Consider the following 24,568-nt stretch of genomic DNA (forward strand, 5'->3'; position numbering starts at 1 on the left):
TTTTGGAGGAAGAAAAATGGCTAGATTATTTGGTACAGACGGCGTAAGAGGTGTTGCAAACACAGAATTGACAGGCGAGCTGGCGTTCCGCTTAGGCAGAGCCGGTGCGTATGTGCTGACAAAGGAAACAAAGCACGCCCCCCGTATTCTGGTTGCTATGGATACCCGTATCAGTGGGGATATGCTGGAAAGCGCACTGGTTTCCGGCATCTGCTCTGTCGGCGCGCACGCAGTTGTGGCAGGGGTGATCCCCACGCCTGCGGTTGCGTATCTGGTAAGAAAATACAGACTGGATGCAGGTGTTATGATTTCCGCATCCCATAACCCTGTGGAATATAACGGGATTAAATTCTTCAACAATCAGGGCTATAAGCTGAGCGATGCACTGGAGGATGAAATCGAAAACATTATCATGAGTCATCCGGAAATTCTGCCCAGTCCTACCGGCATTGGGCTTGGCACGAAGGAATATGCCGAGGATGCATTAGATGATTATATTGCATTTCTGACACGGACAACCACCGAAAAATTTGACGGCATCAAGGTTGCATTGGACTGTGCAAACGGGGCAGCCTACAAAGCGGCTCCCATTGCCATGCTTGATTTGGGCGCAAGCCTGTGCATCATCCATAATGAGCCTGACGGCACAAATATCAATGATAAATGCGGCTCCACCCACATGGATGATTTGAAAGAAATGGTTGTGAAAAACGGGGCGGATATCGGGTTCGCCTTTGACGGGGACGCTGACCGCTGTCTGGCTGTGGATGAAAAGGGCAACTTGATCGACGGGGATAAGATTCTTGCCATCTGCGGTCTGGATATGAAGGAAAGAGGCGCATTGGCGAAGGATACGATTGTCGGGACGGTGATGTCCAACCTTGGGCTGACGATGATGGGCAAGGAAAAGGATATCCATATTTTGCAGACCTCTGTCGGGGACAGATACGTTTTGGAACGGATGCTTGCGGATGGCTACAACATCGGCGGCGAGCAGAGCGGTCATGTTATCTTCCTTGACCACAACACTACGGGCGATGGCACGCTGACTGCCATTCAACTGCTTTCCGTACTGAAACGCAGCGGCAAGAAGGCATCCGAGCTGGCAGGCATTATGCAGACCATGCCACAGGTTCTGGTCAATGCGCGCGTGAATAATGCAAAGAAAAACAGCTACATGGAGGATGATGTGGTACGCAGAGGGATTGCGGAGCTGGAGGAAAAATTCGCACAGGACGGACGCGTGCTGATTCGTACCTCCGGCACAGAGCCACTGGTACGCGTGATGATTGAAGGGACAGATATTAAAAAAATGGATGCAGAGGCAAGAAAGCTTGCTGCGCTCATCGAAGAACGTTTGCAGTGATTTCTGAGGATTGACAGAAAATTCCTTTCCCGTTACAATATAGATTGGAATATAGGTCGGAGAACTCTCCGACCATGCTGTCCTTCTGCTCAGTTGGATAGAGCACACGCTCCCTAAGCGGTTGTTCAATCCTCACTATTTACAATTTCATTTGATATACGCGCCAATAGCTCAGTTGGATAGAGCGTCCCCCTCCTAAGGTTGTGCTCTACCAGCTGCCTTACGGGGAAAAGTGATCGTTGCCAGTCTCAATTTAATATAAGTCTCTGTAGCTCAGCAGGATAGAGCGTTCGCCTCCTAAGCGAAAGGCCGTGGGTTCGAATCCCGCCAGGGACGCCAGCAAACACGCCGAAAACCTTTGATTTATCAGGGTTTTCGGCTTTTCTTATTTCTGCGGCTTTTGTGGCTTTTTTGCAAAAAACCTTGGTTTGCTAACATTTGCTAACGAGATTTGGCCTTTTGCTAAGAAAGGCGGTAAGTCAGAGGTTCGATTTTTACCAAAGGAACTTGCAAACATTTGTTAGCAGAAATTAGAGGAAGTTGCAAACAAAATCGCGAATTTGCTAACATCGCTCAAAAATGCTTTCAGAACCTTGCTAACAAAAAAAGTGTTTGGTCACTGTGCAAAGTGGTTCAAACGAAGAAAACCTCTCACAAAGTGAGAGGCGTTCTTCTGAGGGAGGGACTTTATAAAGCTTTTGCCAGCTGCTTGAGCAGTGCGGCAGTTTCGGGATTTTTAAGCAGTTCCAGTATCTTCGCTGCATCACTTTCATCACTTTCAGTGACGGCAGTATCCGCAGTTTTAGGCTCTGTATCTTCAACAGGGTCAGGAGTCTTGGATGAGTAAAATGCTTCCTCCAATCGCTGAGCGTTTATGCAGCGATCCTCGTCGATGATGTGAGAGTAGACATCTGCAACCATTTTTACCTGAGCATGACCAGAGTCGCCCTGGACGGATTTCATATCGCCACCATTGAGTTTCAGCTTGTAGGTGATACTGGAGTGACGGAGAGAATGGAATACAACATGAGGCAGTCCGTTTTCTTTGATAAGTTTATTGAAAGCACGGTTAATCACCTGGCTTTCCATCGGACGGCCATTGCTGGAGCAAAAGACCAGGTTATTGTCGATGTATTCATCTCCAAACAGATCCATCAGCTCATCAATTTCTTTTTTTCTCTCTACCAGCATATAGGCAACTGTTTTCGGCAGGTACACGCGGCGAATACTGGTTTTGGTTTTAGGCTCTTTCAGGACCAGAGCAGTATGGGTACTGGCTATGCAAGGTGGAAACTTCTTAATAACACCTTTGTCGCTCAAATCGTCCAATGCACCTCGTGTAACCCGTTGCAGCTCTTTGTTGACGAATATATAAGCTGAACCATTTTCTATGCTCTGTGGTGCAATATCAATGCAGTCCCAGGTAAGGCCCAGCATTTCACCAATGCGTAAAGAGCAGGAGAACGCCAGATTTAAGGCAAGGGAGAGGATAGGATCATCACAGACTTCCATAGCCTTGCTCAGCGTTTCGGCAGTCCATATATCCCGTTCTTTATGTTCTTCTTTGGGAAGTGTCGCATTCAGGACAGGGTTACGGCTGATTAGTTCCCAACGCACCGCCTGATTAAAGGCACTGCGAAGTAGCTTGTGAATTTCTCTTACTGTATGCGGGGTCAGATATTCGCTTGTGGGTTTGCGGTTGTTGACGCTTACCGTTTTCACAGAGAGCAGATCACGGTAATACTTATCCATCATCCTTGGAGTGATGTCGGATAGTAACATATCTCCGATAATAGGAGTTATGTAGTTTCTCGCCAGACCACGGCGGCTTTCATATGTTGACATTGCCCAGGTATTTACACCATAGATGGACATATATTCATCGAGCAGATCGTTCAGGGTCTTTGCCGTAGGAATAAAGAAGGTTCCAGAGTCCTGCTCATACTCAATTTGCTTTTTTCGTTTTTTTGCTTCTGCATTTGTGCTGAAGGTTTCCCAACGCTGTCTGCGTTTTCCGTTTTCATCTGTGTAATCATACACCACAGAATATTTGCTTTTACGCTTCACGATAGATGCCATTTTCATTGCTCCTTTCTGAGATTTTCACATAATGAGTTTGCTTTTGATACCAGGCTTCAAAACTGCTGGTAATGATACGAATTCTTCGATCAATCAAGGTCGTCTCAAAATAGCCCCTTTTAACAAGGTCATAAGCTGTGCCAGATTTCAGCCCCAAAAGATCCGCCATTTCCGGAACTGACATCGTAGTATGCCTCCATTTCTCTCCGGGCGGTGTACCATCCACTTTTTTATAGTGGAACTGGCCGGCATACCAATCTTCAAAGCTATCCAGCATAACTCTCATTCGTCCGGCCGCTTGAATTGTTTTGAAATAGTTCTTTTTAACCAACCAGTAGGATTCTACTTTACCAAGCCCAAGCATTTTGCCCATCTCTGGTACAGACATACTGGTCTTTACTCTTTGTTTTTGCATGGCTTTTGCCTCCTCTATAAAGTTTTTCTTGCTATGGCCTCATTGTAAGAGAAAGCAGAAAAAAAGTTAAGGATGTCGATTTGGAGATCGGCATCCTTGACAAATCATTCATCTGCGTGATCCAGCCAGTCATCAAAGCTCTTTTTGGAAATGCGGATATGACCGCCGACTCTGACGCTGTGGAATACACCCTGTTTTACCAGATTATATGCTGTGGGACGACTGATACCCAGAATGTCCTGAATCTCATCGACCGTATAGGTTCTTTTGTCATAGCTGACAGGATTTTGTTCATTAAAGCGGTTCAATTCCGCAATTCTTGCTTCAAACATAAAAACGCCTCCTTTATCCGGTAAGTGGCCTTACGGAGCCTCCATTTCCTCCGGAATATGAATATCTAAACTAACTTGCAGAGCATCATCAATCGCTCTCATTTCTTCGCGAGATACGCGCCCAATGTACGATAAAACACGCCTTTTATCAATCGTTTTAATTTGCTCCAGCAGAACAACAGATTTCAGTCCAAGCTCTGGAACGCTCTCCAGTGCATAGTGTGTGGGCAGCTCCTTTTTCTTAATCCATTTACTGGTGAGTGGAGCTACGATCAAAGTGGGGCAGAAAAAATTCCCCACATTGTTTTGAAGAACCAGGACAGGACGGGTGCCGCCTTGCTCTGATCCAAAATAAGGGTTCAAATTGGCATAATATAAATCCCCACGCTTATAAATCCAATCTTCTTTCATGTTCATCCTCCTATGTTTTGAGATTTGATTATGTAAGAAGGAGGCTCTGCAAATTACAGAGTCTCCTTCAATTTAGCGCCTGTTTTATCCCTTACTTGTCCACGACACCCCAGGGATTTGGGTAATCATTAAGCCGCAGGTGGCTGGCCTGCTTCTCAGGAGTTTCACCTCCACTTCGTTTGGTCTTACCCATGGCCTGCGACGGTTATTATCACGCTCGGACTATGGCTGTAAGAGAGCTTTCCTCCTTGTTATGCCATGACCGGATGCCATCCGATGTATTCCAGCCTGATATATTTCTGATAAACCGAAAACTCATCTATACAGCAAAAATGGGTTGGCCTGTTATGCGAGTGGCAGCTCTCAGAAAATATACCGCTGATGTAGCGGCTATTACGCCCAAAGAGGATCAAACTTAATGATTCGTATATGAGGTTGTCAAGGTGCAAGTGAAAGGATTTCCCTCTCACTTGCTACTGCCACTTTTTTAGAAAATCGCAACCAACTTTTTTATTTTTTCTTCAATTTTTTTCAATCGCTTATCTGCGGCTTGCCGAGTAATACCATATCGTTGGGCTAAACAAGTTGCATTTGGTATTTTCATTTCATAATAGGACAATATAAAATCTCGTTCTGCTGGACTCAGTTTCAATAGAGCTTGGTGTAAATCCTCAAGAAGTAAATTCTGAATAGCTTGTTCCGCAGTATCAACAGATTCATCCACAAACAAATCTGTATCCTGATAACCTTCCTCTGTGCCGTCACGATCTCCCACATGAGAAGCCGGGAATATAGAGCGACTTTTCTCATGTTCCTGGAGATAGCGGCTGTGGCGGTCCTCCTGTTGGTATTTTTCAAAATCTTTGCGAGAACATTCCATGATAATGCGGTCATCTTCATCACGGAACATTTTGACTGTTTCAACAAAAAAGCGCCCAGTAAAGCAACCATTGCGGCGTGCCTTACTGAACGCTGAAAAACTGATTTCCTCCCATTCCTGTGGGCTGTTATTTTTCCAAATGAATACTCTCGTCATATCCTTTCCTCCGTTCAAATTCTTGGTAGTCAGCGAATTTGAACGGTGTCATGGATATTTTGCTATGTACGCCTCCCAGCGCATACCGGCCTCCTAATACCGGGCAAAGAAAAAGGCCGGAAGTGTTTTCACCTCCAGCCATGTTCCTGCCGCCATATTGCAGCAGGAATGAAAAAAGCCCGGTTAATGCCGGGCCTTATGTAGAAAAGTATTCAATTTAGCGCATTCCTGCCACTATAACAAGTATAGCAGGTCGGAAGTCGGAAGGGAGTAGGGATTAGGTCGGGGATTTGTCGGGATTTAGTCGGGGCAGCTCCTCCAGGACTTCTGGAATAGAATATCCAAACAAGCAAACAGAAAATAAATAGATGGCTTCTCGTTTTCGGTCATAAAAGACACTGCGCTCTATATTTAGTTCTTCCAGCAATTCTTTCTCTGTACTGTTGAACCGATAGATAAATTGCTTAGTCAAAATTTCATAGTAAAGTTCTCCTCGATCCGGATACCGTTTCAGACGAAGGAGTGCACGGTCAATAATATTGACTAGCATTTGATTTTGAACAAGGCAGCAAACTTTTTCTTCAAAGGCTTGCAGTTCAATATCTGGTGCAAAATTTTCAAGATAGCAGAGGCCAGACTCTATATCTTGTTCTCCCATAATCCAAGCAGTTTCTTGTAATTCTTCTGCCCGTTCACTCAGAACCCAGACTACATCACGGTAAATCTTTAGAATCAGCTTACTTCTATGAAACGCAGCGTCGCTGTTAAGCCCCAAAGCTGTTAGCCTGCTGTTACATTTTTGGATTGTTGTGCTTTCTTTTCTCATAGAACATCCCTCCTTGTTCGCAATATTGCGAACATATTAGGTACAAAATAGCATAGCAGAGGAGCGTGAGAGAGGGCAGTGCCTCTCTCTATTCCCCCATTTGGTTATATCAGGTTTCTGGATTTTAGACGAATCTGCATTGCTTGCTTGGAAACCTCAAAAATATTTGCCATTTCAGCAATGAGCTGTTCATCTGTCCGGCCTATTTTAAGCCGGTAAAAACATTTTTTGATCTGCGGTAAAGGCATCAGCAGAGCAGAAGCCAGAGTATCCGCCTGACGCTCAATTATGCCATGACTTTCGTCGGAAGAAACATTTCCGTTATAAGCAGCAACATCTCCAGTACCAGAGTACAACTTCTTATGTAGTACCCAATGAGCCAGCTCATGGGCACAGGTAAAACGGAGCCGCCCTAATTTTGACGGATCACAAAGCCGTTCATCAATTAAGATTGTACCGGCTCTTACTGCAATCATTCGATACTGTCTCTGTATCTGGTCATATAAGACAACAGCACCGTCATCGAAAATTGTTTCCCCTAATATCTTGGGGTTTTTTCTTAGTGTATGAAACTCCAGGATTAGATCAAACTTTGTCTCGATAATGGTTTCGATTGGCACAGGACATGGTTGCCCGGATAGCAGAGAGGGATCATATTCCATCAGGATTTTTCGCCCTACTGCCTCGATTGCTTCTGTACGGATTTGTGGAATTGACAAAGCTCTCCCCCCTATCGTTTACGCTCCTTTAGCATTTTCATAAATGTCTGCCATTCTTCATCGGTAGCATCTACTTCTTTTGCCACACGCAAGGCTGCCCGAACAATATCTTTTTCCATGATATAGTCTGGCAAATCAGCAGATACTGTATTGCGTGATTTTGCAGCCAGATCCAAAAGCAACTCATGTTCTGATTTATCCAAATTCAGAAAGGCAGAGATGCGTTCCACAAAATCTCCAGTGGGAGCAGGACGGCGGCTTTGCTCAATATCACACAGATAACCGTAAGCAATATTCAAATGCTTGGCTGTATCGCGTAAATTGAATTTGTGCGCCTTGCGTTTCTCGGCTATAAATGATCCAAAAGTTATATTGCCCACAGCATTCACCTCTCATTTGTTCGACGAACTGCGAACATCTTGCTTATATTGTATATCGAACATCTGTTCACTTCAAGGATAAAAATTTCATTTGAAAAGAGGTGTTAAAAATCAATAACACCTCTTTTGCGCTATATAAATTCCTGAGCGATTTGCTGCATTTCCGTAATGCACTCTTTGGGAGAGAGAATTTTTATTTTCCCTTTGAATTTGAATATCCAGCCATAAAAAGTTCCACTGGGGTTCACTTCAATTTTGGCTGTGAAGTGTGTATCATCATACCTATCAACAGCAGCATCTTCTCCATAATGATCTATGATTACTCTCATCAATTCGTTTTCACATAGAAGGGTTACTTCCTTCGATGACTCCGATGTAAACATATCAACCATTTTATTTGTATAGGAGGCTACATCAAATCCCTCTATCGGCATAAAGTAAGTTTCCAGATTTTCTACACTTGTTAGCCGATCTACACGGAAGTGAGCAATTTTCTGATGCTTCAGAGAAAATCCAATCAAATAGTAATGGTCATTTTTCCATTCAAGCGCATAAGGATTTACGACATAATAATATCCATCATGCTTTAAGATTTTCTTTTTTTCTTGAGTATATTCATAGTATTGGAACCGAATTTGCTGATGGTTTCCAATCGCTGTTTGGATATTGTCAATGATGTAGTAAACCTTTTCATTATACGGTTTGACACGGCTGGATAAAGCAGCAAATTTTTGAAGCTGCTTTGCCTGATGTAGACTGGTCAGACGGCATAATTTCTGCACCAGCTCCTCAGACTTCTTGGCAGAAATGATCTTCGAGGATGCTACTGCGTCTGTCAGCATTTTCAGTTCTGGATACTCAAACAGGCGGTTTCCCATAAAATATTGGTTTTGGGTACTCTTAACCACCACAATATCAATCCCCGCATCGATCAGCGCATTGGTATCTGCGTAAACAGTCTGCCGCACTGCCTGAATTCCTTTTCCATTCAGATGGGCAATGATGTCAGATACTGTGGCGGGATGGTTTTCATCGGTCCGCTCATAGAGAAACCGGAGTAATTCCAGTATCCGCATATTTGTTGAATTCTGCATACTTCACCTCCTCGATTCTTAAAATGGCCTATTTTGTATGGTGTCCAGCCCCAAAGACCAGAAGCAGGGCGACAGCACAGAGAAGCAGGCCGATCCAATTTCGATCTATAATCAGCTTGATCACCGCCACAAGCAGAAGTCCGCCTACCAGGAGCACAACGCCATTCATTCAGCGTCCTCCCGAAGCATAGTTTCCCATGTTGATGTCCAGCACCCCTCTGGGCGGCTGGATCAGGGCGTCCTCATACTGGCACTTCCACTGGATCTCCCGACACATCTGGCCATCCGCCACGCCGTCTATGGTTTCACCATCCCCAATGGGATTATCATGCTCCAGAATATAGGACGCAACATTATAGGCGTGGTTTACCACCCAGTTTGGGTCCATGTCGTGGAAGTGGTACTGGAGGTCGGGCAGAAACAGGGTACTCATGCCCACCGTGTCGATGAGCATATCCTCAGTGCCCTCAATGTTAAAGAAGCGGACATTGACCCCAAAGCGGATGAACCGATCCGGACCCTCAATCTGGTGGGAGCGTACATCCTCTGCCAGAAACAGCTTGCCGCAGTTCTGGAAATAGAATGCCTCACAGGTGGGGTACAGCTCCGCAAGAGCCTCCAAAAAGTCGGCATCCAGGTTGGCACGCTCCAGCGCCGGAAGTGTCGCAGCCAGCATATCGGTGGCTACCACCTGATATTTGCACTCCCGGAAGATCCGCTCCCGGTCCTCCTGGCAGTCCCACATCTGGCTCATCAGGAAGGCATCAAAGCCTTTGCCCTTGAACTTGTCGCATTTCATCACCATCAGCTGCACCGGGCATTTTCCGTCCTTGAACTCTGCAATATGCTCCTGTGCGGCAAAGCCAGCCATTTTCTTATCATAACAGAAGCACTCTGTTGATCCGATGTGCTTCTCCATTACAGCAGTCATTTTTTCTTTATCCGGCATTTCTACCGGCTCTTTGAACAGCATCTGAATGAGATAGGGGCCACCGGGCTGGGGGCCTTTTTTGTCGTCCAGATTTTGCTGGAAAGCTTTATTGCTCATTTGGTTTCCTCCTTCTTTTCTGGGAACAGTTTCCACCGAAACTCCAGCTCTTTCTGGACAAACTCTTTCGGCAGGCCGCGGGGGTTGGCGATGAGATACCATACCCGAAAGGTGCGCTTCTTCGGATCTGTTTCCTGCCGGTAGAGCTGATAGCCCGCCTCATCCTCCTGTGTCCACTGTCCTGTCTGCCGCTTGGCCTGCACAAAGGGTTCCACCACCTGGTCCAGTTCCTCTCTGGTGCGGCTTGAGGCCCAGGCTTGATCCACATCATTGGCGTGGGAGAGGTGGAACAACATCGAACCCATCCAGTTCTTTGCCTTGTGTTCAGGCGTTCCGCGCAATTCCGCCTGATGGCGGTACTCCGCCAGCTGCTCCGATGTTCCGTACCGTTCCACCATCTGCTCATCCACATGAATGCACCAGCTGTAATCCTCCGGCTGGATAAAGGGGGCGCAGACCGGCTGGAGCGCCTCTGCTGGGTCCACCTCAAAGTGAGAGATAAAGTCAAGGTAGTGGGCTTGGATCAGGGGCAGGAAGGTGTCCAGCAGCCCGGTGTCCAACCGCAGATCCTCTGTCAGCATCCGAAAGAACGAACCGCCTGTTGTCGGTTCTATTTTGAAAGAGTAGAGACAATCATCTCCCTGCTTTATGATACAGGTGAAGCCCACCTCAACATTTCCATGGCCGATTTCGTAGTCTATGTAGTTGTAGCGCCTCCGATCAAACCAGATCAGGTAGGTCAGGCCGTTTTTTGTTCTCTTTTTGAAGTCGCCCTTTTTCAGCCGCTTCCAGCCCTTTTCCTCCAGGCCCAGGCCGTTCCATAGGTAGTCCAGAAGCTCCTGAAATATATCTGCCGGCCGTTTTTGTTCCACGGTCTCCACCCCCTGACGAATTCTCTTTAATAGTCAAGCAGGATAGGCACCTGCTGCTCCTCGGCAAACCGCATGGCCCGCCAGAACACGGAGAAGGCAAACTTGGCCAAGGATTGGGTGTCATACTGGGTGTGTTCCGGGATGTCTGCCTTGCTGTACTGTCCATCTGAGTCTACGGTTCCGTCTACCGGGTATCCCTCCGTGTCTGCCCAACCAAGGATAGTGTCCTCATCGGCCTGCCATGCCAGCTGGTTCAGCTTTTCCAGCTCCTTCCGCAGTCCGCCCAAGGTGGCGATCATCGTCTGATCATCGGTGGGCAGAGGGCCTTGGAATAGAAAGCTGTCGGTGAGGGGAAGCCACCAAGTCGCGCCCCGAAGCAGGGACCACACCCGCTCCTCGTCCGATGCAAGGCGGGCAATCAGGGGATGCTCCCCGAAGTCCCAGTCCTTCTCCACGGTGAGAGGCACCGGTTCCTCGTATGTATGACAGGCAGCCACCAGCAGCATAGCGCCAAAGGCATCCCAATCCGGCTTATCGGTGTAATAGGGCCGCTCGTTGTCCTCCGGCCATGGAGTGTAGTGCGGCTGGTTCGGCTGGGAAATGGCGGCTAAGATCTGATCCCGCCAGTCCTCCACTGCCGCCTGGATCTCAGCCGGGGACAGCTCCTCCTCGTTGTCGGCGGGTTCTCCATCCGGGGTGATCCGGTTAAAGGTGTATCCGTTTTCCTCCGCCCACTGCTGAACAACAGTTTTCCAGTTGTGAGAATAGTACCGGGTCAGCGGCCCGGCGTAAATATCAAGTCCCATAGCAATGTCTCCTTTTCTGTTATGCAGTCATTCTTTTGCTGGAGCGAACATCTGGTCAATCTTCTCCAGATCGTATTCCAAAATCCAGTCATGAAATTGATGATAGAGAGGCAATAGCAGCTTCTGTGAGCCGCCCAGCACATCCAGCCCACGGTCATCGTACAAATGGTAGAGGAACGGCCCCGGCCCAGCCAGATAGACGCTGGACACAAAGCCGTTCCAGCCGCCGATGTCCCCCAGAATGATTTCCCGAAGAAGCAGCTCTGGTTGAAAGCTGATCTTGCTGAGATCCCAGTAAAACTGCACTTGTGCATGGGTATCCCCATCTTCATCCTGCTCTGTGGCCGAAAGTTGTTCATCGGGAACTGGGAGGCCCACTCGCTGCCGGATAACGGTCAGCAGGGACTCGGCGGGTTCTTCATCGGGATACCCGTCGATCCGCAGAAGGTCCGGCACCGCCGGAAGTGCCCGATAGATCGCGGCGGCTCGGTCCAGCGCCCCCTGAACATAAGCGGGGTTGGTTTTCAGCTTCGCCGCACGCCTATCCAGATAGATTGGTTCCTCCCCGCCGATCTTAAAACGAATGCCCACCGGTGCATGGTAGAACAGAGGGTGTTCCAGCCCAGCCATGCCCAGATCATGTAAAATGTGTTCAAACCGCTTTGCCAGCATGGTATCCCTCCGTTCTCATGTCATTTCATACAGCAGAGCAGCATCGCCCTGCACCAGTTCCAGATGGGAGCGCAGCGTATTAAGCCCGCTTTGCACCGCCTCGGTGGGCAGATCCCAGTCCGGGGCAATTTCAGCGGCCAGCTCCGGGAGATCCTGCTCCCGCAGAGCTGCCAGCAGTTGAGACGCCAGCTCTCCCTCCAGCAGAGCGCAGTCCAGGGTGTCTTCCGTCTGGGGAGCAGGAAAACGGACATCCAGATCCAGTTCGCTCTCACACCAGTCCCAGATGGCCATATAGACCGCGCCGGAGCAGTCACCGTCGGACAACTCCTGCCGCTGGTTATTTTTTATCAGATAAAAGGACGCGATCTGTGACATGGTGGTTCCTCCTAAATGTTATTCGCTTCCATCAGCCCTTCGGCCTGCAACCGGATCACATAGAAAGCCCGCACCCAGTCCAGTTCCTGCTCCATGGAGTCCTCCAAAGCCAGCAGGCGGCGCTTGCCAAGCCTGCGATCCAGAAGGGCAAAGATACGGACAAGGGGATTCTCGCTGACAAGGCTTTTCTCGATGCTCTGGTTGTCAAAGATCCCAAACGCCTCATAGAACACCTTTTGGTCAAAGGTGCCCTGCTCCAGCGCATAGGCATGAGCCTGATTGATGGCCTCTTTTGCGGAGTCGTGATCTTTCAGCGTGGTGGAGCGCAAGTGATGAAATTTCGTCCACACATTTTCAAAATAGGTGTAGTAGTTGCTCCGCAGCACTTCCACGCCGTCCACACGAATGGCGGCCCGGCCCTCATGGTCGGCGCTTTTGCTGTAACTGGTGGCAAAATACTGGATGTGGCCCCGGAGTGCCGGGCACAGGTAGTCATTCTCCAATTTGTTCCGGATTCCACTCCAAGTGGATACTCTACTGTTTGACATAGGTGTTGTTTCCTTTCTGCTGATTCCTACTGCTTTTGGAGATACTCCCGGAAGCATTCGATGAACTCCCGATTCCGCTTAGGGACATCGAACCCCTTCCGATGGGGGAAGAACCCCTCCTGTTCCACATCGTCCAGCAGCTTGGGCAGATTGGAAAACCGGGCAAAGAATGGTAGTGCATAGTCCTGGATCTGCCCGGAAATTTCCTGGATAGAGCGTTCCCGCTCCAGCAGAGTAGATACCTCATAGCGGGGGAAGTCATCATACCGGTGGGTCAGCCGGGCGATGGAGGTACCCACGATACCATCATAGGTTTCCTCCGTCCCTTCCTGCTCACTGCGCCACTGGGCAATCACCGGGGAACTCACATCGAAGAAGGCAGTAAAAGTGGTGGAGCCAAAGCGGATGGAGGGGGAAAAGTAAAAGGAGAACACAAAGATGCCGTCTTTTTTGTAGATGTCATTTTTGCTCTTGCGGTATTTGTAGCCCAGCGGGTTCAAAGGCTCCGCGATCCGCTCACAGGTATAGACGAAGATCTCACGGGGCTTGGTTCCCTTGGGAAAATCCTTCTTCTCCATGTTGCCACCTCAATCAAAATCCATCCAGACCAGGTGTTTTCCGCAGTGGAGGCACTGGAACAGATAGCATTGCAGATGCCCGCCATTGACGGATTCCTGAATCATTTTCTTCTGTTCGTCATCCCACATGGGATCGTCCAACACTTCCTCGAGCACACCCAGCGCCCGCAGTTCTCTGGCACCCACATGGCCCAGGTAGGCGCAGTAGTCGCCACAGTGGGCGCGCCAGTATTCCTGCTGCCAACCGGAGTAGCCGGGAGTTCGGTGGATGAGCTCGTCCAGCTTCTCTGGATCGTCTACACCATTATCCAGAGAGCAATCGTCCTGGAAGCAGCCGTCATATTTCCGGGCTGCTTCGCCACTGGAGATACACTCCGGGCACAGATACTCAATATCCTCCACGGCGTAAAAGGGGGCTGTATAGAAAATATGGGTCGTCTTGCCACAGCAGTCGCAGACAACGCCGTCTGCGGATTCCTCAAAAGCCCCAGTTTCCAGAGGGTTTGGGTGATACCGGAAGGCGGGCAGGCCCAGCTGGGCCTGCCGTTCCTTCTCTTTCTGCTTTTCCTCCGGCGTTTTGGGCTTGGGGAGAGCATAATGATTGCCCCAGTTTTCCGCATAGTCCTTCAGCGTGCCCAGCCGCTTGAGGGTCTTTTTATCGGAACGATTTCCGATTTGGCAGAGCAGTTCGTAGGCGTCCTTCTTAAAGTCCAGCAGGTCATATACATCCACCAGCACTTCCTTGGCCTGCTGATCCTCACTCTGCTCAAGTTCTTCCTTGAAGGTATATAGAGCGCGGACATTGTCTGGACCTTCATTGGTCGCAACAAACTGTTTTTTTAGTTCGATATAGGTTTTCTGATATTCTGTCATTGGTCGCACCTCCCATCAATCCCACCAGAAATACCAGACAGTGGACTGCCACAGGACATCTGCCAAGGAGCCAATGCTTCCATCCTCATTCTGATCCAGATCTGGGCAGAAGCCATATTGCTCCACAGCCACTTCCATAGCTCTTTCCTTGGAGATCGGAGTCGGAAGTTCAAACTCCAATTCATCGTGGCTCATGGCGGCAGGGATGGCACCATGCTGCTCGAACCAGTATTTCGCCACTGCCATCAGGTCCGGCGTGTCGGGGCACTCATTCCAATTTCCAAAGGGCAGATAGGCGAAGATCTCCCAGGGGTTCTTGACCGGAATTTTGGCCAGAATGAGCGGATAGGTCATGTGGCTATCCGAATCCCAATAGCAGGAGAAGCGGTCATTGTCATAGCCGCCCTCCATCTCGCCCAGGACTTCCGCCTCCCAGTCCATGTCATCGTCCTCGGCTTCTTCCTTGCGCTGGCCGGTCAATTCCTCCAGAACCGCCTTTCCGTCCTTGATGGGAGCGGAGAGCATCTTCTTTCGATACTCCTCTACTGTTTTGAGGTCAAATTCGTAGAAGTCCGCATTGTGCTCCGGATCGGCGTTCATCACCAGACACTCCAACAGCGTTTCATCATCCGCCTTGATGAGCACGGGAACAAAGCCCTCCCGTACCCCCAGCCGCTGGGCGTAGCTGTATGCCGACATGATGGGGTCATCATCTGCCATGGATGGGAAATAGGTACACTCGCAGTCCAGATACTCCATGATGGCATGAGCCACTTCGGAAGGCTCCAGCGTGTCCTCGTCGAAGTCCTGTCCCTGCCAGTTTTCAAAGCGTTCCTCAATCACTTGAGCCATGGTCTGATAGTATTTCTCATCAAATGGGATGAATAAGTATGCCTCCTGTTGAAATTCATTGGAGTGGTATCGGGACGGACCAAAATATTTCAGGGCATAGTCATCAATGTCGGCAGGATAGTAGGGACTGTCGCCCTCTCCGTAGTAATAGCCTGCAAAGGCACGGCCTTGCTGATTGAACAGCACAAAGAACAGACAGCCGTCCAGCTCATCCCGGATAAACTCCCGCAGATCCACGCTGGCAGGGTCGGCTTTGACCTGTTTGGCCACTTCGCTGTATTCTTTCAGGAAGTCCTCGCCCATCAGGTCGTGCTCCATGCACCAGCGCAAGTAGATGGCCATGTGGTTATAAGCATTGATGGGGTCAATAGGCAGTTCCTTCTCCTCAATGCTCTCAAGGTGATAGGAAGCGTCGTCCATCTCACCGTCAAAATTATCATTGGAAAGGGTGCCACGGGTGATCGCATTCTGGCGAGTGGGGTTTACAACAAAACTGATCCCCCTCATCTTGTTCAGCAGAGCGTCTACATCATGTTCCAGTTTATAGTCCAACTCGTCCTCATAAAGCGGAATGACCTGATAGAAGTTGACCTCCTCGCCACTCGGCAGGATGCAGACCTCGCTGCCATCTTCGGTATCCTGGGGACCAGTCAGAATGGCGGCGCACAGCTTTGTGTCCTTTGCAAAATCCTCCTCATTGTCCATGGTATGGCCGAAGCCCAGCCAGGTATCGCTGGCAATGGGAAGGCGGGCCAAGGATTTCAGCAGGCGGATGGGCCAGTACCACTTTTCGTCTTTCATGGACTCCTGATCCAGCTTCCAGTCCGCAGGCAGGGCAATGGCCAGCTCCGCCCGCTCCAGCTTATATTCCGCCAGTTCCTCCGGCACATTCATCCGGTGAGCGCCCATGCCCATGGTGACCAGGGTGCAGTAGTCCCGCTCCTCAGAGGGCGGCACCACGCAGATGTCCACATGGATGTCGGGAGAAACCAGCTCATGGAACACATTCTCGAACTTGCCGAAATACTGCTCAATGTGCCCCTCGACGGCTTCCATCTCCTCCTCGGTGTAGACTTCGGGATTACTGAATTCTTCCTCATCCTGCGTGTCATCATTGTCTGAGTGGTCGCAGCTGTCATCCTCCGGATCTCCCTTTATAGGCTCGTAACCGATCTTCAGGGTCATCTGTTCCTCCGGCAGGGAGACGCCGGGGCTGCGGGTGATGGTGTGCTTATCGTCCGCAGAAAAACCGATGGTCTCGCCGTCTTGCAGTGTCACATCACACGCCAGCACATAGGAGGCAAGGCTGGCCAAAAAGTCCCGCAGTTCCTCCGGCTCAGCGTCGGTGTTCAACACCTCCATTTCCTCCTTGCCAAACACATCCATGCCGTAGGTGTAGCCGTTTAGGCCCCCCTCGCTCCGGTACAGGCCGAACCAAACCCAGTTGAAGATGGGCAGTTCGTCCTCTTTGAGCATATCGGCAAGGCCCTCATAGAAACGAGGCTCAAATACCACGCCGCTGGTGTAGACACCGGTGGCGTATTTCTGCTTGCAGCACACTGCCATCGCCTTGGTGAACAGCTTGCCCCGTTCCAGCAGTTTTTCCTCCTCGCCCAATACAGCCACCATGATATGGGCCTTGTGCGCTTTGGCCACCTCTACGGCCTCTGGCCACATATAGTTGTTTTCGGCGTTGATCTCCGCTTCATTGTCCGGGATGTGACCGTGGAAGAGTGTCACGATCAGCATCATGCCGCCGACCCGCATTACCACAGCGTCATCGCTGTTCTCATCATCTTCGTCGCCCTCATCCGGCTCCTCATCTACGATGCCCCATTCTTCCCGTAGATTCCGGATCAACTGCTCCTTGTCCCATTCCGCTTTGGAGAGGAGCACAGACCCGGCAAAGGAGCCCTTACAGTCAGTTTTCTCCTCGTCGGCGTCATCCTCAAGATCCTCTACATCTTCATCCGGATCATAGAGGGATTCATGCTCCAGTCCGCGGACAAATTCCTCAAAGCTGTCTGCCAGATGGGTAATCTTGTAGTCGTTTTCCTGATCCACATGGACTACCGCAGGCTCTCCCTGGGGGCCGCAAGCTCGGTAGTCCAGGAAAATCATATCGTGTCCGGCGCTTGGACAGTCACAGATGGCCACACCGATGGCAGGATACTCCCACTCATCGATCATAAACTGGCTGCCCAGCTCTCCGCAGAGGGAGCAGCTCTTTTCTCGTCCGATGCCGAAAATGCCAGTGATGGCCACATGGTCATCTGCCCAGGAGGTAGGTTCATCGCAGGGATAGCAGGTGTTCACCGGAATGCCGCCGTTGTGCTGCTTCATCAGCCAGATGTAGGCGGCGGGCAGCTTGTAGCCCAGTTCCTCCTCCACGCTGGCGATCAGCTCATCGGAAGGCGGATCACTGACATATTCTTTCAGTGCATACCAATTATCATCCCAGAAGTTGGTGAGGTCGAAGCCCTCAAATGGAGTATCACCGGGCACGAATTTGGCCTTCTTCTTCCGGCTGCGCTGGCGTTTCCGGATCTCCGCCTTACACTCCCGAATTACTGCCGGGGCATTTTCGTCCTCGGGGTCCAGCTCCGCCCACCGCTCGGCGTAGGGGATGGCCTTTTCCTCCTGACCATAGAGATACTGATAGCCATAGGCCATCCGCATATTCCACTCCGCCTTGTCCTGGCCTTCCTCCCGGACGGACTCCAGCACCTCAATGGCCCTCAGAAGGGCTTTGTCTCCCTTGGATTTCAAAGTACCTTCGTCATGGTCCCCGATGATGGCGTAGTTCTCCAGTGCACGGGCCAGGGCGTAGGCGGTGCGGTAGTTCCTCCAGTTCTCCGGGATGGCATTCAGTGCCTGGATACAGCGGGTGTACTCATCCTCGTCGTTCCACTGCTCCAGCTGCTGGAAGAAGGATTCGGCGTTCTGTTGGGTGTAAGGAATATAGTCCATGCCCGTCAGCGTTTCGTCCAACTCGTCATCCTGATTCTCAGTTTCTGTCCCATCATCTTGTTGCTTTAGGGGTACAGAACCGGCTTCACGGCGGAAGGTGTGGAAGATGGCCCATGGGATGTCCGTGCCTTCAAAGAACTCTTTCGCCATGTTCAGCGCCTCTTGGATGTCCCAGGCGATGAAGTCCACATAGCCACAGTAGAGGCCGGTAGCCCCGCCGGTGAGAGTGAGCACTTCCGAACCATCCCCGCCGGTGAGCACTTCCTCCAGTTTGTCCCGGAAGTCGAAAATTTTCTGACTGCCTTCCTCCTCCCGCAGGGTATCCAGGGGATAGCAGAAGAAGCCCGCCACCGCGCCGTCGGCATGGAGATCGTCCATAAAATCATTGTCGGCATTCAGATAGCCGTTGATGAGCGGCACACAGCAGGTGGAACCGGCCATTACATCCAGCCGCCAATCGGCGTCCGGGTCCTGTTTGGGTTCCATTTTGTAACCAAGGTAGCTCTCCAGATAGGCTTCCGGGTCGGTGGAGAGCTCCAGGCCCTGCTCCCGCAGTTTGTCGGGCAGCTGGGACAGGAGGAAGGACGGCTCTGCCTTGGGTTCCTCCAGCACATCAAAGCTGTCTATGTATCTCATGTGGGAGATCTCGCCCAGCACTTGGTCGGTGAAGGTAGTGAGCATCCACCAGACCCGGCCTTCTTCCTCCCGGAGCATAGGCAGCAGCTTTTCGCAGTAGGCGGAGATGGCGAAGCTGTTTTCACCCTGCTCCTCCAGCCAGATCTGCACATCCTCCCCGGAGATGTCCCAGCCATCCTCAGTACGCAGGCCGATGTTCTGGAAAGGCTGACGGCCCACAAGGATATTCCAGTGCTCCAGCACCTCCTTGGGGGCGTGCTTCTGGAAGTAGACCAGCTCAAACAGTTTGACCTTATCCCCCTCCGGGGTGAGGATCAGCTCATGCTTTTCGCCGTTGAAGCCAATCTCGAAGGAAATCTCGTCAAAAACCAAATTCAGGGTTTCCTCCATTTGGGCCACGAGTTCTGCGCCGCGGGTATGGTCTTTGTCCTCGTCCATCATCTGGCGCAGCTCTGCTTCCATCTCGGCAAAGGTTTCCCACCAGTCCTCTGTCCTTTCCCGGAAGCACTCCGAGAACTGAGGCAGAGAAATACCCTTCTTGCACGAGTCAATTAGTTCCTCCATGTCCTGTCGGGTGTTGAGCTTCGGATCATCACCGGGATGCAGTTCCAGAGCTTTTTCAAAATGCCGCAGAGCGCGGCCCTCCTGATCCAGATAATAATAGGCATACCCCATACGGAAATTCCAGGAATAAGTATCTCCCAGTTCCTCCTCATGGGACTGCATCAGTTCCAGTGCCTGGTGAAGCAGCTTCCTTCCCTCCGGCTCGCTGGGGTCCGCCAGATTGTTGTAGGCGCGGGCCAGCTCCATATCAATTTCCGGGGTACGCTCCTCGGCGGGGATGGCCTCCAGCGCGTCAACGATTTTCAGGTGTTTGTCCTCCTCATGCCACTTCTGGCACTGCTTCAAAATGTCCATATCAGGGTCCTCCTCGTCCTCATCCGGTTTCCAGTCTTTGATCTGCTGGAACACGCCGTTCTCATCCCGCTCAAAGGCGCAGGGGGCGGGGGTGTTCAGCAGAGGAATGATGTCGGGATCGTCGTTGCAAATTGTGTTCAGCTTGTAGATCCCGGCGTTGTTGGGGTCGTCCATGTACGCCTCGCTCTCGTCACCAGCGGTGAAGCGCCAGCCACTGTCCCAGCCGCCGTCCGGCTTCTCCCTGTAGCAGTAGCCAACCTTGCAGCCCTCCACTGTGATGCGGTTGGTGGCGATACAGCCATCGGCACCCTCCCAGTCGGGGAGCAGATCTTTTACATCTTCCGCCTTTACATGGTAGTTCCGGTTGCGGCCAGAGGCTTCGTACAGCTCCTTCCGCAGCATCTCCACCTGAGAAGCCATATCCGTGATCTCATCCTCGCCCATCATCTCGCTGATGTCGTATTCCAGCGGGGCATGGACAAAGTCCGCCAGGGCCTTGTCCATGGCCTCGTGCTCCTCCGGCGTAGCAGTGATGCGGATACGGCGGGCGGGGGTGTTGTACTCGTCCAGATCCTGAAGGTTTACACTGCCACTGACGCTGCACTCCAGCAGGATGGCGGCCAGGTCGGTGACCACATCAATGGCGAAGTGGAAGTCCATCTCCACGCCGTCCGAATGGGTGAACTCCAGATACTCCACGGTCTGGCGGAAGTCCCAGTTCTGCTTGTCCAGACCAATCTTGGCGAAAATCTCGCTGAGGGGGATCTCCTCCTTTTTCTGATCCTCTAAAAATGCCACAAGGTTCAGACTGTCATCGGAACCGCCAATAAAGTTGCCCCAGTATTTTTTGATATACATGCGTCATGCCTCCTGTTCCGAGATCAGCCGCTTGATGAGCCAGTCCAAATGCTCTGACCACACAGGAGCGATCTCACCGCTGTCCTCGTTCTTCCAAAGATCCACAATCTCACGGATGCCGTCCTCGTCCGGCACCTCGTTTTTGATGTCGGTGAGCTGCCGCAGCAGGAAAGCAAGGGCTTCTTTGGATGCTGTGAAACCGGTGACTTTATCCCATATAGCTTCTTCATGATCGTAGTCCAGCTTGCCATTATCCTTCCATTGGAAATACAGCTCCGCCAGAGCCATCGCAGTATTGTCAAAGAGGAAGTCGATTTGTGAGAAGTCAGCTCCCAGCATGACTTCCTCTTTCATCAGTTCGATCATCTCGCCCAGATCCATTACCGGATGCTCCGGTACATATTCATTTTTGAGGATGTCCAGTACATCCAGCCCTTCGTCACGCTCTAATGCTTTTATGCCCCATGCTCCCATGTCGGCACCTCTCTTTCTTTATTTTGTATCAAGCTTCTATTGTCAATCATGGTTCTCCAGCCGAATGATAGGCCGATAAAAGTCATAATCTCCGTTTAGTTCATTGTCCTCCTGCACTTCCGGCTTACAGTGGGGCGAACAGGGTAGGAAACCGAGAAATGGGCCCAGCCCACCGCAGATATTGCATCCGCCGTCACCGCCGCAGGTGGTAAGCCTATCAGCCTGCACCACTTCCCGCATATAGGGATCGTAGGCGATGGACAGGCCGAAGAAGTTGGGCTCCTCCATGTCATAGGGCCGGTTCTCATCCTCATCCATGTTCTCAAACCAGTGCAGACGCATGGAGTAGTCTAACCCATCTCCCCATGGAAACAGGGTCCGACACCCGCCGCCACACAGGTAGGCCCACTCGTCCGCCGTGGGCAGGGAGAAGCCCCTGTTTTCCAGCATGGCAAGAAGCGCATCGTAGTCTGTGTGGTTATAGATACAGATCTGAAAGCCCTTTTCCGTCCGCTCAATGCGGGCCGACTGATGCAAGGTAAGACTGCTGCTGTCACTCCAGGCAAAATCACGGAATTCCTTCAGCCAGTCAGGGTGGACAGTCAGTCTGGGATCATCCATTTTGACTGGCTCCCAGTTAATTTCCTCCAGCTCCCGGCCCACCAGCATGGGTCCAATGGCCGCCTGCCGAACAGGAGCCATGCTTTCCCGAATCATCTCCTCCGGGTCCCGCTCCATTTCCCATTCTCGGAACAGATACTCCAATTCCTCCCGGCTCTCCTGATTCAATCCCACGGCAAACTGCTCCCAGCCCAGGGTGACGGTATCGCCGGGGACAAAGACGAACTCCCGACCATCTTTCTTGAAGATGCCGGTGGTGCAGCTCTGGCCCCAGCGGTCAAAAGTATGTAGACCGAGAAAGGTCATATCATAACGGGTAGCCAGGCTCTCCATCAGCACCTGCTTCTCGATGTTTTCCATTTGATTGAATTGGGTGCGGAATAGTCTTTTGTTCATAACAAGTCCTCCTACAGCCTATCCAGGTTTTCCTGTAAATCGCCCTGCATCAAGTGCTGGGCAATGGCTTGGTTCAGTGCCTTATGGGGGTGATAGGCTGCCTGCTCTACATCGTGCAGGCACTCCTCCATCAATGCCTCCGGAGAAATGCCTTCCCGTTTGCCATAAAGATGGCCGAAGGCATAGCACACGGACTTGAGAAAGTCGAAAATATAGTCGTGATTTCCACGCATACTGGGCAGGTCGTTGAACGAGCCCATACCTCCGTATGCCCGAAGATGGTGGGCAACCTCCCGCCGCTGGTTCCAGTCCTGAATGTCCCGCTCCAACCAGTCGATCCAGTTTTGGAACTCTGGATGGTCTGCCAGAAGGATGGAGCGCAGACAGGTCAGAGCCTCGGTATAAATATCAGACTGTTTCATTGGCCATCGCTCCCCCAAATACCTCCATAGAGCACACCATCTTTTCCAAGGAACAACATCCGGCTGCGAAGCAGGCTGCACTGCTCCACAGCGACCTTGTTTCCGTCACAGGTGGGAATAGCCTCCTGTTTTTTCCCAAGGTGATCACCATGAGCGGTAAGGAAGTAGAATTTATCCCGTTGCTGGTATCCGCCTTGAAACAGGAAGGTATTGCCGGACGGGGCAACAGAAAAAGCTCCGCTTCCTTCGATTGGCAGTTCAAATACAAAGTCCTCTTTGAAGTTCGTCCGCACCAGCCGGAATTCATCGTAATAATAAAACCACAGGTTTTCTTCTTCGTCCAGGCTGATGGCATAGCAGTCATAGATGGAATACTTCTCATTCTTCCAGAGAGGAGTTCCCTCCGATGTCCATGCAATCAGGCCGCAAGCGCCCAGAGGTTCATCCCAACCGTAATTACCAAATACACCTTCGTCAAAGTAGCTGGTAATGATGGTGCCATCTTTTTTTACCACACAGTCTTGAATGCCATCCCCCAGGCAGAAACGGGACAGCACAGCTCCGTCCCGGCTGACGATCCAGGCGTTCTGGTCGGGGCCATTTTCCCGATAGGCGCATCTTGCCCCCAGCAGGAGGAAGTGGTCACCTGCGGGCCGCAAATAATGGAACTGGAACTTCAAGAGGCCAAGAGGAAACAGCGTCATTTCCAGCACCCGCTGTTCCGCCCAATCCAGCTGGATTTCCACTGCGGTATAGGTGGAAGGAGTGCTGAGCCAGTCCTTACCCTGTGTTTCGGACGGCTGTTCCATGAGAAGATAGACTTTTCCATCCCTTGCCGTGAAAAAGTCTGTCACTTCTGTGCCCTCCAGATGGTTTTCCCGGCGCAGCTGGTTCAGGTCAATGATGGAGAACAACGGCAGATTTTTGGCTTTTATAGGTTTGTTCATAGTGTCTCCTCCTGGCTACTTTAACGCTCCATCATAGGTGTGAGTTTCCCAGATGGCCTCAAATTCCGCCTTCTCTATGATGCAGGCGTGGAACTCCTCGCCCCAGACATGGGCGTTCAATTCCTCCACGGTGAGGATTGGTGTGATCTCGATGGCGCCGTCGTAAAGGGCAGGGATGTTGCGGGTGCGGCCATCCGCAAAGATGTCAATGGAGCGGAGGGCCAACCGCTCATTTTCGGTATCCACTTCATAGAGGATGACCGATGGTTCACCCTCCGGTGCGCCCTCCCAAAAGAGCTTGATATACTCGATCATTCCATTTCCCTCATTTGAACCAATGCCACCCCGTCATGGTGCCGGTTACCTCATCTATCTGTATTGCAATATCATAATTGCCGCGACAGCCCAGCAAGGCCGCAAGATGATCATTTTCCATAATCAAATCATAAAACTCAACCGCTATACCTTGGAATTCCTCTGGGATCTCCAGCACAGAAAAGAAATCCACTGACTGAGCATTTTGGAAAAATTCAATGGCCGTTTTACTGCATTTTACTACTATCCCTGTTTGAGTAGTTAACTCTCTCATGCTTCCGCTGCCTCGCTCATGTTCAGATACATCCGCATCGTTTTTTCATCGGCACAGGCTGCTCGGATCATTTTGGCCAGCATCATCAAATCGTCGATGTATTGGGAGTACACGCAGAACACATCTTCGTCGGAGTCGAAGTGAAACAGATCCACGCCGCTGTTGTTTTCCTCGAACTCCTGGATCACGCCCCGGACAAGCCGCTCCCAATCCTCGCTGCTGCCGATCAGTCCCAGCCGTCGGAATTCCTCTGTCCGGAATCCGTCACTGATTTTCAGCAGAAGGGAGATCGCATAGGGGTGGTGGGGAATGAGAAAGAATGGCGCGATCTGCTCCGGCTTCGCCCAAATTTTGAAGGGCGGGCGCGGGTCAGGTATCCAGGGCAAGATTTCCCATTCGTCCTCCGGTCGGTTTCCGTATTGGCAAAGGTCTTTCATAGTGTTCTCCTTTGTTCT

At 50.9% G+C, this 24,568-nt stretch carries 27 protein-coding genes and 1 tRNA gene; 2 read left to right on the plus strand and 26 right to left on the minus strand.

Translation table 11 applies throughout. From position 1 onward, the window contains the following. The first annotated feature begins 16 nt into the window (after nt 1-16). Together glmM and EJE48_RS03905 are read left to right on the plus strand one after the other, a co-directional pair. Entirely contained in the window at nt 17-1,366 is a 1,350-nt protein-coding gene (gene glmM, locus EJE48_RS03900) for a phosphoglucosamine mutase (RefSeq protein WP_118580281.1), read from the plus strand. Nucleotides 1,367-1,628: 262 nt separating this feature from the next. Next, a tRNA-Arg gene (locus tag EJE48_RS03905) sits at nt 1,629-1,705 on the plus strand. A gap of 348 nt (nt 1,706-2,053) precedes the next feature. Here the strand turns inward: EJE48_RS03905 and EJE48_RS03910 are convergent. The 26 genes from EJE48_RS03910 to EJE48_RS04030 all read right to left on the minus strand — a co-directional run bounded on the left by EJE48_RS03910 (nt 2,054) and on the right by EJE48_RS04030 (nt 24,550). Then, nucleotides 2,054-3,445, minus strand: a complete 1,392-nt coding sequence (locus EJE48_RS03910) for a tyrosine-type recombinase/integrase (RefSeq protein WP_007862346.1) — start codon at nt 3,443-3,445, stop codon at nt 2,054-2,056. Beyond that, nucleotides 3,423-3,860 (minus strand): helix-turn-helix domain-containing protein, encoded by a 438-nt coding sequence (locus EJE48_RS03915; protein WP_117505328.1) that lies wholly within the window; start codon nt 3,858-3,860, stop codon nt 3,423-3,425. The genes EJE48_RS03910 and EJE48_RS03915 overlap by 23 nt, the downstream gene beginning before the upstream one ends. A gap of 104 nt (nt 3,861-3,964) precedes the next feature. Then, nucleotides 3,965-4,192 carry a helix-turn-helix domain-containing protein gene (locus tag EJE48_RS03920; RefSeq protein WP_002569114.1) on the minus strand — a complete coding sequence of 76 codons (228 nt, stop codon included), beginning with the start codon at nt 4,190-4,192 and terminating at the stop codon, nt 3,965-3,967. A 30-nt stretch (nt 4,193-4,222) separates the two neighbouring features. Continuing rightward, a complete protein-coding gene (locus EJE48_RS03925; RefSeq protein ID WP_002569115.1) occupies nt 4,223-4,603 on the minus strand; it encodes a type II toxin-antitoxin system PemK/MazF family toxin in 381 nt (126 codons plus the stop codon). Between the two features lie 487 nt (nt 4,604-5,090). Beyond that, nucleotides 5,091-5,639, minus strand: coding sequence for a sigma-70 family RNA polymerase sigma factor (locus EJE48_RS03935; protein ID WP_006059623.1), 549 nt, complete (start codon nt 5,637-5,639; stop codon nt 5,091-5,093). A 277-nt stretch (nt 5,640-5,916) separates the two neighbouring features. Beyond that, nucleotides 5,917-6,465 carry a hypothetical protein gene (locus EJE48_RS03940; RefSeq protein ID WP_003524838.1) on the minus strand — a complete coding sequence of 183 codons (549 nt, stop codon included), beginning with the start codon at nt 6,463-6,465 and terminating at the stop codon, nt 5,917-5,919. 104 nt (nt 6,466-6,569) lie between these two features. Beyond that, nucleotides 6,570-7,184 carry an ImmA/IrrE family metallo-endopeptidase gene (locus EJE48_RS03945; RefSeq protein ID WP_002592912.1) on the minus strand — a complete coding sequence of 205 codons (615 nt, stop codon included), beginning with the start codon at nt 7,182-7,184 and terminating at the stop codon, nt 6,570-6,572. A gap of 11 nt (nt 7,185-7,195) precedes the next feature. Beyond that, nucleotides 7,196-7,564 (minus strand): helix-turn-helix domain-containing protein, encoded by a 369-nt coding sequence (locus EJE48_RS03950; RefSeq protein ID WP_117504955.1) that lies wholly within the window; start codon nt 7,562-7,564, stop codon nt 7,196-7,198. A gap of 131 nt (nt 7,565-7,695) precedes the next feature. Then, nucleotides 7,696-8,658, minus strand: a complete 963-nt coding sequence (locus EJE48_RS03955) for a helix-turn-helix transcriptional regulator (protein ID WP_118580284.1) — start codon at nt 8,656-8,658, stop codon at nt 7,696-7,698. A gap of 28 nt (nt 8,659-8,686) precedes the next feature. Continuing rightward, on the minus strand, nt 8,687-8,827 hold the full coding sequence (locus tag EJE48_RS12345) for a hypothetical protein (RefSeq protein WP_006059618.1): 141 nt from the start codon (nt 8,825-8,827) through the stop codon (nt 8,687-8,689). Next, nucleotides 8,828-9,706, minus strand: coding sequence for a DUF4261 domain-containing protein (locus EJE48_RS03960; protein WP_006059617.1), 879 nt, complete (start codon nt 9,704-9,706; stop codon nt 8,828-8,830). Then, on the minus strand, nt 9,703-10,578 hold the full coding sequence (locus tag EJE48_RS03965) for a hypothetical protein (protein WP_054354337.1): 876 nt from the start codon (nt 10,576-10,578) through the stop codon (nt 9,703-9,705). Before EJE48_RS03965 ends, EJE48_RS03960 begins: the two co-directional genes overlap by 4 nt. 26 nt (nt 10,579-10,604) lie before the next feature. Next, nucleotides 10,605-11,384, minus strand: a complete 780-nt coding sequence (locus tag EJE48_RS03970; protein ID WP_006059615.1) for a hypothetical protein — start codon at nt 11,382-11,384, stop codon at nt 10,605-10,607. A gap of 27 nt (nt 11,385-11,411) precedes the next feature. Next, entirely contained in the window at nt 11,412-12,056 is a 645-nt protein-coding gene (locus EJE48_RS03975; RefSeq protein ID WP_008723402.1) for a DUF3885 domain-containing protein, read from the minus strand. A 15-nt stretch (nt 12,057-12,071) separates the two neighbouring features. After that, nucleotides 12,072-12,431: a hypothetical protein gene (locus tag EJE48_RS03980; RefSeq protein ID WP_006059613.1), complete on the minus strand. Its 360-nt coding sequence runs from the start codon at nt 12,429-12,431 to the stop codon at nt 12,072-12,074. Between the two features lie 11 nt (nt 12,432-12,442). Beyond that, the gene (locus tag EJE48_RS03985; RefSeq protein ID WP_006059612.1) at nt 12,443-12,979 is read right to left on the minus strand and encodes an SF0329 family protein; all 537 of its coding nucleotides are present in this window, start codon (nt 12,977-12,979) and stop codon (nt 12,443-12,445) included. Nucleotides 12,980-13,005: 26 nt separating this feature from the next. Then, the gene (locus tag EJE48_RS03990) at nt 13,006-13,557 is read right to left on the minus strand and encodes a DUF4304 domain-containing protein (protein WP_006059611.1); all 552 of its coding nucleotides are present in this window, start codon (nt 13,555-13,557) and stop codon (nt 13,006-13,008) included. Nucleotides 13,558-13,566: 9 nt separating this feature from the next. Next, nucleotides 13,567-14,430, minus strand: coding sequence for a CbrC family protein (locus EJE48_RS03995; protein WP_124984370.1), 864 nt, complete (start codon nt 14,428-14,430; stop codon nt 13,567-13,569). A 15-nt stretch (nt 14,431-14,445) separates the two neighbouring features. After that, nucleotides 14,446-20,664: an immunity protein Imm33 domain-containing protein gene (locus EJE48_RS04000; RefSeq protein WP_243107956.1), complete on the minus strand. Its 6,219-nt coding sequence runs from the start codon at nt 20,662-20,664 to the stop codon at nt 14,446-14,448. Between the two features lie 3 nt (nt 20,665-20,667). After that, on the minus strand, nt 20,668-21,138 hold the full coding sequence (locus tag EJE48_RS12530) for a DUF4259 domain-containing protein (protein ID WP_243107957.1): 471 nt from the start codon (nt 21,136-21,138) through the stop codon (nt 20,668-20,670). A gap of 42 nt (nt 21,139-21,180) precedes the next feature. Then, entirely contained in the window at nt 21,181-22,155 is a 975-nt protein-coding gene (locus EJE48_RS04005; RefSeq protein ID WP_117470814.1) for a hypothetical protein, read from the minus strand. A gap of 11 nt (nt 22,156-22,166) precedes the next feature. Further along, nucleotides 22,167-22,577: a DUF6966 domain-containing protein gene (locus EJE48_RS04010; protein WP_002588992.1), complete on the minus strand. Its 411-nt coding sequence runs from the start codon at nt 22,575-22,577 to the stop codon at nt 22,167-22,169. Further along, nucleotides 22,574-23,524: a hypothetical protein gene (locus tag EJE48_RS04015; RefSeq protein WP_117470815.1), complete on the minus strand. Its 951-nt coding sequence runs from the start codon at nt 23,522-23,524 to the stop codon at nt 22,574-22,576. The genes EJE48_RS04010 and EJE48_RS04015 overlap by 4 nt, the downstream gene beginning before the upstream one ends. 15 nt (nt 23,525-23,539) lie before the next feature. Beyond that, a complete protein-coding gene (locus EJE48_RS04020; RefSeq protein WP_006059605.1) occupies nt 23,540-23,839 on the minus strand; it encodes a DUF6881 domain-containing protein in 300 nt (99 codons plus the stop codon). Between the two features lie 10 nt (nt 23,840-23,849). Then, the gene (locus EJE48_RS04025; RefSeq protein WP_006059604.1) at nt 23,850-24,113 is read right to left on the minus strand and encodes a hypothetical protein; all 264 of its coding nucleotides are present in this window, start codon (nt 24,111-24,113) and stop codon (nt 23,850-23,852) included. Then, complete coding sequence (locus EJE48_RS04030) at nt 24,110-24,550, minus strand: immunity 51 family protein (protein WP_117504947.1); 441 nt, start codon at nt 24,548-24,550, stop codon at nt 24,110-24,112. The genes EJE48_RS04025 and EJE48_RS04030 overlap by 4 nt, the downstream gene beginning before the upstream one ends. Nucleotides 24,551-24,568 lie beyond the last annotated feature (18 nt).

Origin of the sequence: Anaerotignum faecicola, from assembly GCF_003865035.1 — a bacterium.
Lineage (GTDB): Bacteria > Bacillota > Clostridia > Lachnospirales > Anaerotignaceae > Anaerotignum_A > Anaerotignum_A faecicola.

Bases quoted from the DNA above. Each gene is read 5' to 3' on its own strand.
- glmM (WP_118580281.1), top strand. From the start codon at position 17: ATGGCTAGATTATTTGGTACAGACGGCGTAAGAGGTGTTGCAAACACA.
- EJE48_RS03910 (WP_007862346.1), bottom strand. From the start codon at position 3,445: ATGGCATCTATCGTGAAGCGTAAAAGCAAATATTCTGTGGTGTATGAT.
- EJE48_RS03915 (WP_117505328.1), bottom strand. From the start codon at position 3,860: ATGCAAAAACAAAGAGTAAAGACCAGTATGTCTGTACCAGAGATGGGC.
- EJE48_RS03920 (WP_002569114.1), bottom strand. From the start codon at position 4,192: ATGTTTGAAGCAAGAATTGCGGAATTGAACCGCTTTAATGAACAAAAT.
- EJE48_RS03925 (WP_002569115.1), bottom strand. From the start codon at position 4,603: ATGAAAGAAGATTGGATTTATAAGCGTGGGGATTTATATTATGCCAAT.
- EJE48_RS03935 (WP_006059623.1), bottom strand. From the start codon at position 5,639: ATGACGAGAGTATTCATTTGGAAAAATAACAGCCCACAGGAATGGGAG.
- EJE48_RS03940 (WP_003524838.1), bottom strand. From the start codon at position 6,465: ATGAGAAAAGAAAGCACAACAATCCAAAAATGTAACAGCAGGCTAACA.
- EJE48_RS03955 (WP_118580284.1), bottom strand. From the start codon at position 8,658: ATGCAGAATTCAACAAATATGCGGATACTGGAATTACTCCGGTTTCTC.
- EJE48_RS12345 (WP_006059618.1), bottom strand. From the start codon at position 8,827: ATGAATGGCGTTGTGCTCCTGGTAGGCGGACTTCTGCTTGTGGCGGTG.
- EJE48_RS03960 (WP_006059617.1), bottom strand. From the start codon at position 9,706: ATGAGCAATAAAGCTTTCCAGCAAAATCTGGACGACAAAAAAGGCCCC.
- EJE48_RS03970 (WP_006059615.1), bottom strand. From the start codon at position 11,384: ATGGGACTTGATATTTACGCCGGGCCGCTGACCCGGTACTATTCTCAC.
- EJE48_RS03975 (WP_008723402.1), bottom strand. From the start codon at position 12,056: ATGCTGGCAAAGCGGTTTGAACACATTTTACATGATCTGGGCATGGCT.
- EJE48_RS03980 (WP_006059613.1), bottom strand. From the start codon at position 12,431: ATGTCACAGATCGCGTCCTTTTATCTGATAAAAAATAACCAGCGGCAG.
- EJE48_RS03985 (WP_006059612.1), bottom strand. From the start codon at position 12,979: ATGTCAAACAGTAGAGTATCCACTTGGAGTGGAATCCGGAACAAATTG.
- EJE48_RS03990 (WP_006059611.1), bottom strand. From the start codon at position 13,557: ATGGAGAAGAAGGATTTTCCCAAGGGAACCAAGCCCCGTGAGATCTTC.
- EJE48_RS03995 (WP_124984370.1), bottom strand. From the start codon at position 14,430: ATGACAGAATATCAGAAAACCTATATCGAACTAAAAAAACAGTTTGTT.
- EJE48_RS04000 (WP_243107956.1), bottom strand. From the start codon at position 20,664: ATGTATATCAAAAAATACTGGGGCAACTTTATTGGCGGTTCCGATGAC.
- EJE48_RS12530 (WP_243107957.1), bottom strand. From the start codon at position 21,138: ATGGGAGCATGGGGCATAAAAGCATTAGAGCGTGACGAAGGGCTGGAT.
- EJE48_RS04005 (WP_117470814.1), bottom strand. From the start codon at position 22,155: ATGAACAAAAGACTATTCCGCACCCAATTCAATCAAATGGAAAACATC.
- EJE48_RS04010 (WP_002588992.1), bottom strand. From the start codon at position 22,577: ATGAAACAGTCTGATATTTATACCGAGGCTCTGACCTGTCTGCGCTCC.
- EJE48_RS04015 (WP_117470815.1), bottom strand. From the start codon at position 23,524: ATGAACAAACCTATAAAAGCCAAAAATCTGCCGTTGTTCTCCATCATT.
- EJE48_RS04020 (WP_006059605.1), bottom strand. From the start codon at position 23,839: ATGATCGAGTATATCAAGCTCTTTTGGGAGGGCGCACCGGAGGGTGAA.
- EJE48_RS04025 (WP_006059604.1), bottom strand. From the start codon at position 24,113: ATGAGAGAGTTAACTACTCAAACAGGGATAGTAGTAAAATGCAGTAAA.
- EJE48_RS04030 (WP_117504947.1), bottom strand. From the start codon at position 24,550: ATGAAAGACCTTTGCCAATACGGAAACCGACCGGAGGACGAATGGGAA.